Source organism: Pseudomonas sp. 30_B, from assembly GCF_017491605.1.
In the GTDB taxonomy this organism is placed as follows: Bacteria; Pseudomonadota; Gammaproteobacteria; order Pseudomonadales; family Pseudomonadaceae; genus Pseudomonas.
This window is the reverse complement of the sequence record NZ_JAFGYY010000002.1, coordinates 43,188-58,461: the sequence shown is the minus strand read 5'-3', so window position 1 is coordinate 58,461 and position 15,274 is coordinate 43,188. Positions and strand designations below refer to the sequence as shown.

General features: G+C 67.4%; 15 protein-coding genes. 10 read left to right on the top strand and 5 right to left on the bottom strand.

Features of this window, described 5'->3' with window-relative positions:
- Positions 1 to 82 precede the first annotated feature (82 nt).
- Positions 83 to 1,534 (bottom strand): amino acid permease, encoded by a 1,452-nt coding sequence (locus tag J5M67_RS02405; protein WP_207882947.1) that lies wholly within the window; start codon positions 1,532 to 1,534, stop codon positions 83 to 85.
- A 258-nt stretch (positions 1,535 to 1,792) separates the two neighbouring features.
- Here J5M67_RS02405 and J5M67_RS02400 point away from each other — a divergent pair, with 258 nt between their 5' ends.
- The 4 genes from J5M67_RS02400 to J5M67_RS02385 all read left to right on the top strand — a co-directional run bounded on the left by J5M67_RS02400 (position 1,793) and on the right by J5M67_RS02385 (position 6,190).
- Positions 1,793 to 2,803 (top strand): ABC transporter substrate-binding protein, encoded by a 1,011-nt coding sequence (locus J5M67_RS02400; protein WP_207882945.1) that lies wholly within the window; start codon positions 1,793 to 1,795, stop codon positions 2,801 to 2,803.
- Complete coding sequence (locus J5M67_RS02395; protein ID WP_207882943.1) at positions 2,800 to 3,642, top strand: proline/glycine betaine ABC transporter permease; 843 nt, start codon at positions 2,800 to 2,802, stop codon at positions 3,640 to 3,642. Before J5M67_RS02400 ends, J5M67_RS02395 begins: the two co-directional genes overlap by 4 nt.
- Positions 3,643 to 3,768: 126 nt before the next feature.
- Positions 3,769 to 5,010, top strand: a complete 1,242-nt coding sequence (locus tag J5M67_RS02390) for an EAL domain-containing protein (protein WP_207882941.1) — start codon at positions 3,769 to 3,771, stop codon at positions 5,008 to 5,010.
- A 319-nt stretch (positions 5,011 to 5,329) separates the two neighbouring features.
- A complete protein-coding gene (locus J5M67_RS02385) occupies positions 5,330 to 6,190 on the top strand; it encodes a hypothetical protein (protein WP_207882939.1) in 861 nt (286 codons plus the stop codon).
- A 10-nt stretch (positions 6,191 to 6,200) separates the two neighbouring features.
- Here J5M67_RS02385 and J5M67_RS02380 read toward each other — a convergent pair whose 3' ends face one another.
- The gene (locus tag J5M67_RS02380) at positions 6,201 to 7,115 is read right to left on the bottom strand and encodes a LysR family transcriptional regulator (RefSeq protein WP_207882937.1); all 915 of its coding nucleotides are present in this window, start codon (positions 7,113 to 7,115) and stop codon (positions 6,201 to 6,203) included.
- A 105-nt stretch (positions 7,116 to 7,220) separates the two neighbouring features.
- Between J5M67_RS02380 and J5M67_RS02375 the strand changes: the two genes are divergently transcribed.
- Positions 7,221 to 8,222 carry a zinc-dependent alcohol dehydrogenase family protein gene (locus J5M67_RS02375; RefSeq protein WP_207882935.1) on the top strand — a complete coding sequence of 334 codons (1,002 nt, stop codon included), beginning with the start codon at positions 7,221 to 7,223 and terminating at the stop codon, positions 8,220 to 8,222.
- Positions 8,223 to 8,503: 281 nt separating this feature from the next.
- Here J5M67_RS02375 and J5M67_RS02370 read toward each other — a convergent pair whose 3' ends face one another.
- Entirely contained in the window at positions 8,504 to 8,743 is a 240-nt protein-coding gene (locus tag J5M67_RS02370; protein ID WP_207882933.1) for a cytoplasmic protein, read from the bottom strand.
- A 124-nt stretch (positions 8,744 to 8,867) separates the two neighbouring features.
- Here J5M67_RS02370 and J5M67_RS02365 point away from each other — a divergent pair, with 124 nt between their 5' ends.
- Positions 8,868 to 9,566 carry an MOSC domain-containing protein gene (locus J5M67_RS02365; RefSeq protein WP_207882931.1) on the top strand — a complete coding sequence of 233 codons (699 nt, stop codon included), beginning with the start codon at positions 8,868 to 8,870 and terminating at the stop codon, positions 9,564 to 9,566.
- Between the two features lies 1 nt (position 9,567).
- Here the strand turns inward: J5M67_RS02365 and J5M67_RS02360 are convergent, their stop codons facing one another.
- Positions 9,568 to 10,518 carry a DMT family transporter gene (locus J5M67_RS02360; protein WP_207882929.1) on the bottom strand — a complete coding sequence of 317 codons (951 nt, stop codon included), beginning with the start codon at positions 10,516 to 10,518 and terminating at the stop codon, positions 9,568 to 9,570.
- Positions 10,519 to 10,626: 108 nt separating this feature from the next.
- Here J5M67_RS02360 and J5M67_RS02355 point away from each other — a divergent pair, with 108 nt between their 5' ends.
- Entirely contained in the window at positions 10,627 to 11,577 is a 951-nt protein-coding gene (locus tag J5M67_RS02355) for a LysR substrate-binding domain-containing protein (RefSeq protein ID WP_243434459.1), read from the top strand.
- An 11-nt stretch (positions 11,578 to 11,588) separates the two neighbouring features.
- Here J5M67_RS02355 and J5M67_RS02350 read toward each other — a convergent pair whose 3' ends face one another.
- On the bottom strand, positions 11,589 to 11,981 hold the full coding sequence (locus tag J5M67_RS02350; protein ID WP_207882927.1) for a DUF892 family protein: 393 nt from the start codon (positions 11,979 to 11,981) through the stop codon (positions 11,589 to 11,591).
- Between the two features lie 373 nt (positions 11,982 to 12,354).
- On the opposite strand from J5M67_RS02350, the gene ccoN reads away from it, so the two are divergent.
- The 3 genes from ccoN (at position 12,355) to J5M67_RS02335 (ending at position 15,243) form a co-directional block, all read left to right on the top strand.
- The gene (gene ccoN, locus J5M67_RS02345) at positions 12,355 to 13,788 is read left to right on the top strand and encodes a cytochrome-c oxidase, cbb3-type subunit I (RefSeq protein WP_207882925.1); all 1,434 of its coding nucleotides are present in this window, start codon (positions 12,355 to 12,357) and stop codon (positions 13,786 to 13,788) included.
- Between the two features lie 11 nt (positions 13,789 to 13,799).
- Positions 13,800 to 14,006, top strand: a complete 207-nt coding sequence (locus J5M67_RS02340; protein WP_207882923.1) for a hypothetical protein — start codon at positions 13,800 to 13,802, stop codon at positions 14,004 to 14,006.
- Between the two features lie 97 nt (positions 14,007 to 14,103).
- Positions 14,104 to 15,243 (top strand): CBS domain-containing protein, encoded by a 1,140-nt coding sequence (locus tag J5M67_RS02335; protein ID WP_207882921.1) that lies wholly within the window; start codon positions 14,104 to 14,106, stop codon positions 15,241 to 15,243.
- Positions 15,244 to 15,274: the final 31 nt, after the last annotated feature.

The following is a 15,274-nucleotide window of genomic DNA, read 5'->3' as shown; positions in this document are numbered from 1 at the left end:
CCGGACGGTGCATGGCAGAAGGCCGCCCCAGGGCGGCCTTGAAGCTGCCCCGGCCCGCTTGGACCGGGGCATTGGGGACGTATCAGAGGACCAGGTGACCGCTCCACAGACCGAGCAGGCCAGCCAGCGCCATGGCGATCACGGCGAGGCAGACGATCCACTCAACGGCGCTGAGTTTTTCCCGTTGCTCGCGTTTGCCGAGGATGAACAGCGGCAGGCCGACGGCCCAGACCACAGCGGCCAGCAGCACGTACTTCAGGCCCGCGCCATAGAGCATGAACAGCACGAAGCACACGGCGAAGGCGGACAGGGCCATTTCCCAATAGCGGCCATGGGCCTTGTCGCCCTCATAGCCACGGCCGATGCAGGCGCTCTTGAACGAGTACATCGACGACAGCAGGTAGGGGATCAGCGCCAGCGAGGTGGAGAACGACAGCAGCGCGAGGTAACCGGCATGGCTGAAGCCGGCCACCAGCATCATGGCCTGGGCGATGCCGGTGGTGAGCCACATGGCGTTGCGCGGTGCGCCGTTGGCGTTGAGCCGGCCGAGCCAGGCGGTGGCGCTGTGGCCACGGCCGGAGAGCATCACCTCCTCGGCGCTGAGGGCGACCCAGGCGATCAGCGCGCCGACCACCGAGACGATCAGGCAGAGATTGATCAGCATGCCCCCCCAGGGACCGACCATCGCAGCCATCAGCCCGGCCATCGACGGCTGGTGCAGCTGGGTGATCTGCGCGGCGGGCAGGATGCCCAGCGCCAGCACCGACGTCCCCACCAGCAGCAGCGAGACGATGATCGCACCGAGGGTGGAGGCCTTGGCCACGTCGGAGAGTTTGCGCGCACGGGTGGCGTAGATGGTCCCGGACTCCAGGCCGATCAGCGTCCACATGGCGGCCAGCAGCACCGTCTTGCTCTGTTCGAAGATCGAGGTGCCGTGGCTCTGGCCACGGAAGTCGGTCATGAACACGCGGCTGTCGAAGTGGTAGAGGGCCAGGCCGATGAACAGGACGATGGGTACGACCTTCGCCACGGTGGCGATGTTGTTCACCGTGGTGCTGGTTTTCACCCCGCGCAGCACCAGCGCGTTGATCACCCACAACAGGGCTGACGCGGCGAAGATCGCCGGCCAGGTGGTGCCGTCGCCGAAGTAGGAGAACACCCCGAAGGCACCCAGGGCACTGAAGATCACCACCAGGTAGGAGGCGTTGCCGATGGCATCGCCGGCGCCGTGGCCGTAGGCGCCGATGAAGCCGGCGATATGCCCGAAACCGGCCTTGGACCAGCCGTAGATGCCGTCATCGATGCTGGGCTGGCGCAGCGTGAGATTGCGGTAGACCGAGACCAGCGAAAGCATCCCGAAGGCCACGATGGCCCAGCCGCAGAGAATGCCGAGGGCGCCGGCACCGCCCGTGAGCGTGGCGGGCAAGGCGAAGATGCCCGAGCCGATGGCGCTGCCGACGATCAGTGAAGTGAGGCCGAACAGTCCGACCTTGCCGTCGCCCGCGCCGCCTTCCACATGAGGTAGATGTTTCATGATTCGACTCCTTCCGAAACTGGCCCTGCCGGGTCGTTGATTCCGTTCTAATCCCGGGGGGAAGGCGCAGGGCTGATCTGAGGCAGGCGCCGGTCGATGCGAGCCTCGAACTTTTTCGAGACCGCATTCAGCCTGTTGACGAAGGCCCGGAACGAGGCGGCGCAAGGCCACCTTGAGCGCCCTCGCCGGTCGCGCCGGAAGGGACCATCTACTCTACAAGGCTGACGTACCTCCCCCGAGCACGACGAGGATCTGCACATGCACACGATCACCCGCTGGCTGGGCACCGCCCTGCTCGCCCTAGGCCTGCTGGGCCAGGGCGTCACCGCCGAGGAACGCAAACCCATCCACTTTGGCGAACTGACCTGGGAGAGCGGCAGCCTGATCACCGAGATGCTCCGACTGCTGGTGGAACAGGGCTACGGCTACCCCACCGACACCCTGCCCGGCAGCACCGTGAGCCTGGAGACGGCGCTGGCGCGCAACGACATCCAGGTCATCGCCGAGGAATGGGCCGGGCGCAGTCCCGCCTGGGTCAAGGCCGAAGCAGCGCGCAAGGTCTACGGCCTGGGCGATATCGTGAAGAACGCCGACGAAGGCTGGTGGGTGCCGGACTACGTGGTCCACGGCGACCCGGCGCAGGGCATCGCCGCGCAGGCCCCGGAGCTGCGCTCGGTGAGCGACCTGCCGCGTTACCGCGCGGTGTTCCGCGACGCCGAGTCGCCGGACAAGGGCCGCTTCCTCAACAGCCCCACCGGCTGGACCTCGGAGATCGTCAACTCGCAGAAGCTCAAGGCCTATGGCCTGGCGGACAGCTACGTGAACTTCCGCAGCGGCTCGGGCGCGGCCATGGACGCCGAGATCGCCTCGGCCATCCGCCGTGGCAAGCCGGTGCTGTTCTACTACTGGTCGCCGACCCCGCTGATGGGCCGCTACAAGTTGGTGCGCCTGGAAGAGCCGCCGTTCGACGCCGAAGCCTGGAAGACCCTGTCCGACCCCGACAACCCCAACCCGCGCGGCAGCCGCTCGCTGCCGGCGAAGCTGTCGGTGGGCGTCTCCGCGCCCTTCCACAAGCAATACCCGGAGCTGGTGGCGATGTTCGAGAAGGTCGACATCCCCATCGACCTGCTCAACGCCGCCCTGGCGAAGATGAGCGAAACGCGCCAGCCCCCGCATGACGCGGCGCACGACTTCCTCAAGGCCAACCCGCAGGTATGGCAGGGCTGGCTGCCGGCCGAGCAGCGCGCCCGGGTCGAGGCCGCCCTATGAGTTCGGAGTTCCCGCAAGGCCTGCACTACTCCATTGCCGGGCCAGTGAACCGGTGGGTAGACAATCTGGTACTGCACTACGGCGACAGCCTGCGCCAGCTCTCCGACACTTTGCTGCAACTGGTGGTGGCGCTGGAGAACCTGCTGCGCCTCGTGCCCTGGTGGCTGCTGCTGGCGCTGGTCGGGCTGCTTGCCTGGCACGCCGGACGCAGCTGGATACGCGCCCTGACGCTGGTGGGACTGCTGTTCCTGATCGGTGTGGTGGGCCTGTGGGACAAGCTGCTGCAGACCTGCGCGCTGGTGCTGGTCGCCACCGGGCTGTGCGTGCTGATCGGCGTGCCGCTGGGCGTCGCGCTGGCCTACCGGCCCATGGCGCGGCGAGCGCTGTTGCCGCTGCTGGACGTCATGCAGACGCTGCCCAGCTTCGTCTACCTGATTCCGGTGCTGATGCTGTTCGGCCTGGGCAAGGTACCGGCGATCTTCGCCACCCTGATCTATGCCCTGCCGCCGCTGGTGCGCCTCACCGAACTGGGCCTGCGCCAGGTCGACCCGGCGCTGAGCGAGGCGGCGCGCTGCCTGGGCGCCACGCGCTGGCAGCGGCTGCGCCACGTGGAGCTGCCGGAAGCCATGCCGAGCATCATGGCCGGCCTCAACCAGACGGTGATGATGGCGCTGTCGATGGTGGTCGTCGCCTCGATGATCGGCGCGCGTGGGCTGGGCGAGGACGTGCTGGTGGGCATCCAGACGTTGAACGTGGGGCGTGGCTTCGAGGCCGGCCTTGCCATCGTCGCGCTGGCGGTGGTGATCGACCGGGTGACGCAGGGCTACGGCAAACGCTGAGCGGTGGGACGTCGGAGAAATCTGCGAATGAGATTTCTCTGACAGCAAGAGTGGAATTCGACGCCTCATCAAGCGCGCGCCAATCCACAGAATGCTGCCACCCCCAAATGCCCACCGGAGCATTCCATGCCCCCCCTTTCCGCGCTGATCCTGCAGGCATCCGGCCTGCACCGTACGACAGCGGTGACCGCACTCCACCATCTCGGCTACAGCTTCCTCTCCGAGGTTTCCAGCAACGCCCTGGCGCTGGACAGGTTGCGCGGCGTGGGCGGCGTGCACCTGCTGCTGTGCGATGTGCGCATCGACCCGGTGCCGCGCCTGGAATTTCTCCAGACCGTGGCCCGCGAGCGGCTCGCCCATGGCGTGGTGGTCAGCGGCGAGATGGCGCCGGGCACCTGGTCGGCGCTGGCGCACCTGCTGCAACTGCAGGGCATGAAGGTGTTCTGGCTGGGCAATGAGCCGGCCACCCTGGAGCGCCTGCGGACACTGCTTAGCGATTTCGCCCTGCAATCCCCGCAGCAGGCCACGGCGCCGTGCGAGCGGGACAGCGTCGACGACGGCGATATCGGCCTGGCGCTGGGGCGCGGCGAGATACGCGCGGCCCTGCAACCCAAGGTCACGGTGGCCACCGCGCAGGTCTACGGTTTCGAAGTGCTGGCCCGCTGGCACCGCGAGGACGGCCAGGTACTGCTGCCCGAGCGGTTCCTGCCGGCCCTGCGTCGCGGCGGCATGCTCGATGCGCTGCTGTTCGACCTCATTGAACAGGCCCAGGACGCCCTGCGGGCCCACGGGCGCACGGACCTTGAGCTGTCCTTCAACCTGGAGGCCGAGCAGATCGCCCAGACCGGCTTCGCCGCCAGCGTCGAGCGCGAATTGCAGCGCCGGGAAATCGACCCGCGAAACGTCACCTTCGAGCTGACCGAAACCTCGCCGCTGCACGCACCGCCGCTGAGCCTGGAGAACGTACTGCGGTTACGCCTGCTGGGTTGCGGGCTGGCCATCGACGATTTCGGCTGCGGCCATTCCACCCTGCAGCGGCTGGTGGAGCTGCCGTTCACCGAGCTGAAGCTCGACCGCGGCTTCCTCGCCAACCTCAACAGCGGTGACCCGCGCCGCCTCACCGTACTGACCAACACCCTGGCGCTGGGCCGCGAACTGGGGCTGCACGTGGTGGCCGAGGGCGTCGAGAACGCCGGCCAGCATCGCCAGTTGCAGAGCCTGGGCTGCGTGGCCGCCCAGGGCTACCTGTTCGGCAAGCCGGTAGCCACCACTGAACTCTCCGGCCTGTTGCGCGGCACGCCGGTACGCCAGCCCAGGGCCGAGATGACTGCCCCCAGGGCCGATTCGGTCGTGCGCCTGGCCGACTGATCCCGCACACAAAAGAAAAACGGCTGTTGCTGACTTCCTGTCCGCAACAGCCGTCTGAATTGCCCTCAGCAAAGGACTTACGAACTGTAGGCCATTTGCCACTAATTTGCCTTCTTTCTCCTCCCGCATCGGCATTCCGTACGAGAACACGCCCGCTGGCGGCGGCCTGCCGACGACTCTGCGGGATGCAGGCAAATGCGCCTGTGCGGCGGTTCCGCTATCCCGTGGCCGGCGACAGCCGCTACCATGCACGGCCGTACCGGCTGGCAGGGAATGTCCAGCCGTTCCTTCCGACCATAACGATTCGATCGCGCCCTCCATGACCCTTTCCCCCCGCCGCTCCCTCCTGCGCATCGCCTTCCTGGCCACCGCCATCATCCTTGCCGCTGCCGCCGGATTCTTCAGCTGGCAGAGCTTCTACCCGGTCCAGGCCGCCGCTGGCTGGCGCGTCGAGGTGTCGCAACGCGACGTGAAGAAGGCCGCATCCGTAGTGCCCCTGCCCGACGGTGGCCTGCTGGTCAGCCAGGAGCTGAAGGACGGCCAGGGCAACATCCTGCGCATCACCCCGGGCGGCGAGCGCAAGGTGGTGATCGACGGCCTGTCCAAGCCCGACGGCCTGATCGCCGCCCGTGGCGGCTGGGTGTTCAGCCAGGAAGCGGACGACAAGCCGGTGCAGATGCTCCGGGACGGCAAGCTCAGCACGCTGTTCCAAGGCAATTCGGTGCAAGGGCTGTGGGATGACGGCGACTACCTCTACGCCATCGAGGACCGCCACGACAGCGGCCGGGTGCTGCGCTACCGCTGGAGCGACGGCGAGCTGAACGTCGTGCGCGAGCGCCTCGACGAAGCCGAGTCGATCACCCGCTGCAGCGACGGCCGCCTGCTCTATACCCAGAAGAACCTGGGCACGCTGCGCCAGCTCAGCGACGACGGCCGCGACCCGGAAATCCTCGGCGGCCTGAACAAGCCCACCTTCGTCATGTGCGACGAGCGCGGCATCTGGATCAGCGAAGACTCCACCCACCGCGCGCGCCTGCTGCTGTGGGACGGCAAGGGCGAACCGCAGACCGTGCTGTCGTTCCTCAAGGCACCCCAGGCCCTGGTTCCCGACGGCAAGGGCGGTTACCTGCTCGCCGAAGGCGGACGCAATCGCGTGCTGCGGCTCACGCCGGCGAACTGACGCAGCCGCCCTACTCCGCAAGCCCCGGCATTACCAGGCCGGGGATTACCTCGACCAGCGCATCGATGGCCAGACGGACCTTGCGCGGCAACTGGGTGGTCTGCAGCCAGGTGGCGTGGACGCCGTAGAGGAAGCCCGGCTGCTGCGGCAGGAGTTCTTCCAGCTCGCCGGCCATAATGGCTTCGCCTACCAGCCAGTAAGGCAACCACGCCAGCCCCATGCCGCGAACCGCCGCATCGGCGATGGCCGCCAGATCGTCGAAACGCAGCCGCGAGTTCGGCGCGAACTCCACCGGCGCCTGCCCTTCGCCGGGGAACAGCCAGGGGTTGATCCGTCCGGAGCGGTGATAGACCAGCAACTGGTGTTCGGCCAGTTCCTCGATACCTGCGGGCCTGCCGTATTGCGCCAGGTACGCCGGTGCGGCGCATACAACCATGCGCTGCCGGCCGATACGGCGGGCAATCACTCCGGCCCGTGGCTCCGGCTCGCCGGTACGGATGGCCAGGTCGATCTGCTCCTCCGCCAGGTCGGTCAGGCGGTCGCTGAAGCGCAGGTCCAGTTCCAGGTGCGGATAACGCTGCGCCAGTTCCAGCAAGACCGGCGCCACGCAGCGCCGGCCGAAATGCACCGGCATGGCGACCCGCAGCCGGCCACGCGGCTCGGCCACCTCACCAGCGGCGAGGATGTCCGCCGCCTCTGCATCGGCGAGTAACGCGCGACAACGCTCGTAGTAGATCCGCCCGGCCTCGGTGAGGCTCTGCCGGCGCGTGCTGCGCTGTAGCAAGCGGACGCCCAGGCGCTCTTCGAGAAAGCGCACATGCTTGCCCACCATGGGTGCGGACATTTCCAGGGCGTCGGCCGCAGCCGCGAAGGACCCGAGGTCCACCGCGCGAACGAATACCGACATACTGGTCAGACGATCCATTCGTAACTCCTGGTTTCTACTCAACGCTTCTATACGCCATTTATTGCCTTGTTTCCATGCTGGATAGTGGATTTACGTCGAATCACTTTCGTATAGGAGCTTCACATGGACAAAGTCACCGCACGGGCCGTTCGCTTCCACCAGATCGGCGGGCCGGACGTCCTGCGTATCGAACCGCTGGAAATCCGCCAGCCCGGCCCGGACGAAGTGAGCATCCGGGTCAAGGCCCTGGGGCTGAACCGTGCCGAGGTGCTGTTGCGCACCGACCGTTACATCGAGAGCCCGCGACTGCCCTCGGGCCTCGGCCTGGAGGCTACCGGCATCGTCGAGGCGGTGGGCAGCAAGGTTCACGGCTTCGCTGTCGGGGATGCGGTGAGCGTGCTGCCGCCCACCTCGATGCAGGAACAGCCAACCCATGCCGAAAACCTGGTGGTGCCGCAGGCGCGCCTGGTGAAGAACCCGCCGGGGCAAGCCTGGAGCGATGCCGCCGCCACCTGGATGCAGTACCTCACCGCCTACGGCGCGCTGGTGCAGGTCGCCGGGTTACGCGCTGGCGACTTCGTCGTGATCACCGCCGCCTCCAGCAGCGTCGGCCTGGCCGCCATCCAGATTGCCCGGCGCGTTGGCGCGGTGCCGATCGCGGTGACCCGCGGTTCGGCGAAACGCGATGCGCTGCTGCAAGCGGGCGCCGCCGAGGTGATCGCCAGTGACGAGGAAGACCTGCGCGCGCGGTTGCTGGAGATCACCGGCGATGTCGGTGCGCGAGTGGTGTTCGACCCGGTGGGCGGGCCGATCTTCGAGCCGCTGACCGCCGCCATGGCCGAGGGCGGCATGCTCATCGAGTACGGCGGGCTGAGCCCCGAGCCGACGCCCTTCCCGCTGTTCGAGGTGCTGAGCCGCTCGCTGGTGCTACGCGGCTACCGCGTCTACGAAGTGCTGGAAGACCCGGCGCGCCTGCAGGCGGCCAAGGATTTCATCGTCGAGGGGCTGGCCGACGGATCGCTGCGGCCGGTCATCGCCCGCCGCTTCGCGTTCGAGGAGATCGTCGAGGCCTACCGCTACCTGGAATCGAATCAGCAGTTCGGCAAGGTCGTGGTCACCCTGTAGCCATCGCACACTCCGCCGCGCAGGATGCAGCGGAGCCAGGTGCCCGTTAACTACCGGCCCGGCGGCCGTTCCGGTGGGGCGGCACGCCGGGCGCATTCGGCGTGCCGCGTCAGCTCAGGGTGGCCAGGTCGATTAAGGCATCGCGGACGAAGTCCGCTCCTACGTTGCATGGACTTCCCTGTGGGACAAAAGCAGGCAGGCACGCTCCCGTGTAGGAGCGGACTCCGTCCGCGATTCGCCGGCAAGGCCGGCGCGTCGAAGGTTCACGAGCAGGCTTGCTGCTACAGGTTATCCAGAGCCATCGGCCGATACAGCGGCTCGCAGGCCAGCAGCTTGATACCGGCCGGAGAGCTTTCCAGCAGACGGCGCTCGCCGTCGGCAACCTGCAACGCCAGAACGAAGCCCTGCCCATCTAGCGCGTCCGCGATGGCACGCACGGCGTCGCGCGCCCAGGGCAGGTCGGAGTCGAAATGGCCGAGCAACTGACCGTGGCGCTGGAGGGTGAGGCGGTACTTCTGCATGGGATCTCCTTGGTGGAATCATTGGATGCGACACCTTGTATCGAATCGATACCTTGACGAAGGCTACCCATCTGAACGATTTTGTCCAGGTAGTTTTTGATCGACACCATCCACGGGAGCGTCCATGAGCCTGCCCAGTATTTCCCTCGACACCCTTCTCACCGGCCGCGCCGTGCCCTTCACTCGTCCCGGCTCGCGCAGCGCCATCGCCAAGACACCGCGCCAGGAGTCGCTGTCGATCACCACCCTGGGCCTTGCAAGCGACGAGCAAGGCGACCTGCGCGTGCACGGCGGCGTGGAAAAGGCCATCCACCACTACCCCCGCGAGCACTACGCGCAGTGGAGCGCCGAACTCGGCGAACATCCGCTGTTGAGCCGGCCCGGCGCCTTCGGCGAGAACTTCAGCACCACCGGCTGGACCGAGGCGGACGTTTGCCTGGGCGACCGGATTCGTGCCGGCACGGCGCTGCTGGAAGTGTCCCAGGGGCGGATGCCGTGCTGGAAGCTCAATGACCGTTTCGAGGTGGCGCAGATGGCCCTGCGCGCGCAGGAATCCGGGCGTACCGGCTGGTATTACCGGGTGCTGGAGGAAGGCTCGGTGGCCGCCGGAGCGACGCTGGAACTGGTGGAGCGGCGCCATGCCGACTGGCCATTGCAGCGGCTCTCCGCCGTGCTGTTCGACAAACGCGTGGACGCCGATACCCTGCGCCAATGCCTGGAACTGCCGCTCGCGCCCAAGTGGCGTCGGACGCTGGAGCGGCGCCTGGAGAGCGGCGCGGTGGAGGACTGGAACCCGCGCCTGCAGGGCAGCCCGAAGGCCTGACTCAGGATTCCACGGCGCGCGCCGGAGCTTCCGCCGGAGCACGGTGCAGGCCGATGGCCCAGAGCACGCCGACAATCAGCAGGACGATGGCCAGGGCCTCCATCGGGCTCGGCAGACGCTGCTGGTGCAGGTAGGCGTAGGCACAGGCGAACAGCGTCTCGAAGACGATCAACTGCCCGCCCAGGCTCATCGGCAGGCGACGGGTCGCGGCGTTCCACAGGCCGTTGGCCACCCAGGAGCCGAACACGGCGAGGAACAGCGACACCCAGAGGAACGCCATCCAGCGGTCCGCCGCAATGCCGGTGGGCACCGCCTGCGGCGCGACCAGCACGCCGATGGCCGCCAGCACGATGGCCATGACGCCGGTGACCACGCCGATCAGCGTCGACCATTCGTGGCTGTTGAAGTGGCTGGCCTTCAGGTAACGCGCATTGGCCGTGGCGTACCAGGACCAGCAGGCAACGCCGCAGAAGGCGCAGACGACACCGAGGATGCGCTCGCCCGGCGTACCGCCGGCAGCGGTCAGCGCAGTGGGATCGAGGTTGATGCAGAGGATGCCCAGGGCCACCAGCGCCAGCGGGAATTTCATCCGCGAGAGCGGCAGCGAGTCGTGCTCGGAACGGCTGCAATAGCTGATCGCCAGCGGCATGATGCCGTTGATCAGCGAGGCCGCCGCCACCCCGGCGAACTGCACCGCCGCCGAGAGCAACGCGAAGTACAGCAGGTTGCCGGCCAGCGACAGGCGCACCAGCATCGACAGGTCCTCGCGGCTGACCCGGCGGAACAGGCCGACGGCCACCGGCAGCGCGATCAGCAGGGAGATGGCGCCGTACAGGGCGAAGCGTACGGAGCTGATCAGCAGCGGGTTGAATTCCGGCACCAGCGACGGCGCAAGGATGACCCCGCCCCAAATCGCACCCGCCATGCCTGCATAGACCACCCCGCGCTTCATCTCCAACAACCTCGTTATATCGGTAAATGCCCATAAACTGCCGCCACGGTAGCGCCTGTGCTAGCGTCTGACCAAGGATAAATCCGCACCCAGACATTCCCTACAGGAATGTCTCAAGACATTCACCAAAGAGCCGACCGGAGAACCGTCATCAGCCGTTACCTGCGCACCCTGCCGCCCCTGGAAACCCTCATCACCTTCGAGGCCGTCGGCCGCTGCGGCAGTTTCACCCTGGCCGCCACCGAGCTGTTCCTCACCCAGAGCGCGGTGAGCAAGCAGATGCGCACGCTGGAGGAGAGCCTCAAGGTGCCGCTGTTCGAGCGCAAGCCGCGCGGCGTCACCCTGACTGCAGCCGGCGCCGAGCTGCTGGGCACCGTGGACATGCTGCTCGACCGCCTGCAGCACAGCGTGCGGCGCATCCGCAACGTGCACCAGAGCAACGCCGTGTCGGTACTCGCGACCCACGCGCTGGCGCAGTTCTGGCTGTTCCCCAAGCTGATCGAGTTCAACAAGGCGCACCCCGGCATCGCCGTACATGTGCATGCGATCAACGAGATCGACGAGGCCAGCCTGGTGGACTTCGACCTCGGCATCCTCTACGGCGCCGGCGACTGGACCACGCTGAACAGCCAGTTCGTGCTGCCGGAGATCGTCTACCCGGTGGCGCGCCCGGACCTCGACGTCTCTGCCATCCGCACTCTGGAGCAACTCGCCGCCGCGCCGCTGGTGCAGCTCGACACCTCGGCCTGGAGCTGCCTGGACTGGCACGACTGGTTCGGCCACTTCGGCAAGGACTACCAGCCGGCCGAAAGCGACCCGGTGTTCAACCAACTCACCCTCGCCTACCGCGCCGTGCAGCAGGGCATGGGCATCGGCCTGGCGTGGAGCTTCATGGCCGACGAGGCGGTCGCCAGGGGCGAGATGCAGCGGGTGACCGAGCATGCGCTGGTGACCGAGCGCGGGGAATATTTGGTGTCGCTCAGGCACCGCCAGCTGTCACCCTCGGCGCAGCTGTTCCATGACTGGCTGCTGGCGTCGGTGGGGGCGACCTCGGGCTGAGCGGATCGGCTTCAGCCTTCGCCCTCCTCATGCAACCGCAGCACCGCCAGCAACTCCTCGCGCAGCCAGGGCGCTTCGATCTCCGGCAGGCGCTGGCGGATCTGCCGAGCCACCCAGCGCTGGCCACGGCCGATGAAGTCGAAGCGCAGCGCCAGGTCGTCGATGGCCATGGCGCTGGCGTGGAAGTCGCCGATGCCGCTGTCCGGCCGTGCGCCCAGGCGCTCCAGGCAGGTGCGCAGGCGCCGGCAGCTTTCCGCCTCGCCCTGGTGCAGGTGTTCCAGGCGCTGGCGGACAGCAGGCTCGTCGGTCTGCCGCAGGCTGTCGAGCATCACCCGAGCACCGGCGCGTTCGGCGCGCATCAGGGTTTGCAGCCAGTCGATGAGGTCGGTGGGGATGGCGGACATGGGAGGTCCCTCGGTGATCGCGAAGGCCCATGCTAGACCGCCCCGGGGCGCGGATTTAAATGAATTGAATTGCACTGAAGCAGCAGTTTTTCGAATGTTTGCGCCGCACGCGCTACCTCGTCATTTCCGGCGCCGCGCACGCCAACCTTGATCCTGAGCAAGGCGCGCCAGAGCGCTTGCGTGGCAGCCACAAGGGTTGATATCAAAATTAATGCACTGACGCTGCATTATTATTCGTTTGTTGCATCCTTGCCGTCTGTTCAGACTGTTTCGGCTCCCCCTGCGGCAATCGGTCCCCGCGCCATTGCCCGTGCGCCGGTACCCCTTCGGCGGACAGGGAGCCGTCAGCCAACCGAAGTACGACGGAATCCCGATGGACAGCGCGATACCTCTCGATCACGAAACGACCTACAACTACGACATCGTTCGGCGCTTCACCCTCACCACCCTGGGCTGGGGCATCCTCGGGATGCTCATGGGCGTGTTCATCGCCGCCCAGCTGGTGTGGCCGCAGCTGAGCCTGGAGATGCCCTGGACCAGCTTCGGGCGCATCCGCCCGATCCACACCAACCTGGTGATCTTCGCCTTCGGCGGCAGCGCGCTGTTCGCCACTTCCTTCTACGTGGTGCAGCGCACCTGCCGCGTGCGGATCGTCTCCGACTCCCTGGCCAACCTGCTGTTCTGGGGCTGGCAGGCGAGCCTGGTGGCGATGGTGATCAGCTACCCGCTGGGCATCACCACCTCCAAGGAATACGCCGAGATGGAGTGGCCCATCGCCCTTTGGGTCACGGTGCTGTGGCTGGTGTACGCCTACCTGTTCTTCGGCACCATCGCCCGGCGCAAGGTGCGCCACATCTACGTGGGCAACTGGTTCTACGGCGCCTTCATCGTCGTCACCGGGATGGTCCACGTGGTCAATCACCTGGCGGTGCCGGTGACGCTGCTCAAGTCCTACCCGATCTACTCGGGCGCCACCGACGCGATGATCCAGTGGTGGTACGGCCACAGCGTGGTGGGCTTCATCCTCTCGGTGGGCTTCCTCGGCATGATGTACTACTACGTGCCCAAGCAGGCCGAGCGGCCGATCTATTCCTACCGCCTGTCCATCGTGCACTTCTGGGCGATCATCACCCTGTACATCTGGGCCGGCCCGCACCACCTGCACTACACCGCGCTGCCGGACTGGGCGCAGAGCCTCGGCATGGTGATGTCGCTGATCCTCCTGGCGCCCAGCTGGGGCGGCATGATCAACGGCATGATGACGCTGTCGGGCGCCTGGCATAAGTTGCGCACCGACCCGATCCTGCGCTTCCTGGTGGTATCGCTGGCGTTCTACGGCATGTCCACCTTCGAGGGGCCGATGATGGCGATCAAGACGGTGAACTCGCTGTCGCACTACACCGATTGGACCATCGGCCACGTGCACGCCGGGGCCCTGGGCTGGGTGGCGATGATCTCCATCGGCGCGCTCTACCACATGATCCCGAAGCTCTACGGCCGCGAGCAGATGTACAGCGTCGGGCTGATCAACGCGCACTTCTGGATGGCCACCATCGGCACCGTGCTCTACATCGCCTCGATGTGGGTCAACGGCATCACCCAGGGCCTGATGTGGCGCGCGGTGAACGAGGACGGCACCCTCACCTACTCCTTCGTCGAAGCGCTGGCGGCCAGCCATCCGGGCTACATCGTGCGGCTGATCGGCGGCGCCACCTTCGCCAGCGGCATGCTGCTGATGGCCTGGAACACCTGGCTCACCGTGCGCGGCGCCAAGCCGGTGAGCCAGGGCACGCCGGCCACGGCCTGAGGAGCGCGACGATGCTGCTGACACTCACCGGCCTGCTGGCCTGCGCCCTCGCCTGCTGGCGCGCCTGTCGCGGCGACAGCTTCGAGCAGGCCGCGCTGCTGCCCTTCGCCGACGATCCGGACGCCGCCCGGCGCATGACCGCCGCCACCGGCCGGCGCTGCGAGCGGATAGTCGAGCCGCTGCCGGAACCCGCTCCGCCGGATCGCTTCCGCGCCTGAACTTCCCGCCCCAGGGACGGGGCCTCCCGCGTGCCGCCTGCGGCACTTTGCAGGGCTCTTGCCGCAAGAGCCCGTCTTTTTTCCGGACCTTCTTCCAATGCCCGCCCTGACCGGCTGGCGGCAGCGCGCCGCCGCGTACCTTCCCGACATTCCGCACACCCGCCCGCACGAATGGCTGCGCGCATCGATCGGCGCCAGCCTGGCCTTCCTGCTCAGCGCCATTACCTGCGGGTTGCTGTTCGGCTCCTCGGTGGCGCTGCATTTCGCCGGGCCCTGGGCCGCTTCGGCATTCCTGCTGTTCGCCGTGTCGTCCGGCGCCCTGGCCCAGCCCTGGTCGGTGATCGGCAGCTACCTGTGCGCCTCGCTGGTGGCGCTGCTGCTCGGCTTCTGGCTGCCGGCCGGCGTGGTCAGCGCCGCCCTCGCGCTGGGCCTGAGCCTGCTGCTGATGTACCCACTGCGCTGCCTGCACCCGCCAGGCGGCGCGCTGGCCTTCTGCATGGTATTCGCCGCGCCGCTGCCCGGTGAACCGGCCTGGATGGCGCCGCTTCCGGCGATCTGCGGCGGCCTCGTGCTGGTGCTGCTGGCGGTGCTGTTCAACAACCTCACGCGCATGCCCTACCCGCGCCAACGGACGATCCAGAAGGACGATCACCACACCCGCGACCCCGCCCCCGGCGAGCGGGTCGGCATCCAGGCCGAAGACCTGGACCAGGCGCTGGACGAACTGGGCGCCTTCGTCGACATCACCCGCGACGACCTCGAACGCCTCGTCCGCAGCACCGAGCGCCACGCCCTGCGCCGCAGCATGGGCGACACCCGCGCGCGGCAGATGATGTCCCGCGATCTGGTCTGCGCCGCCCCGGAAACCCCGGTCCGCGATGCCCTGCGCCTGCTGGTGAAGCATCACCTGAAGGCCCTGCCGATCCTCGACGAGGAGCGCCGTCTGGTGGGCATCGTCAGCCTGGTCGACCTGCTCGCCCCCAGGCGCAAGGGCGGCCGCTTCAAGCGCCTGCTCGGCAGCCTCGGCCTGCGCCGCGACCGCGTGCTCGGGCAGGTGATGAGCAGCCCGGTGCTGCATGTCGAGGCCGACGCCCATGCGGTGGAGCTGATCCCGCTGCTCTCCGACCGTGGCCTGCATTGCCTGCCGGTGCTCGAAGGCGGCGAGCTGGTCGGGGTAATCACCCAGACCGACCTGATCGCCGCACTGCACCGGGATCTGCTCGCCCACCTGGGCTAGCCGCACTTTCCGCTAAACTGGCCGCCTGATT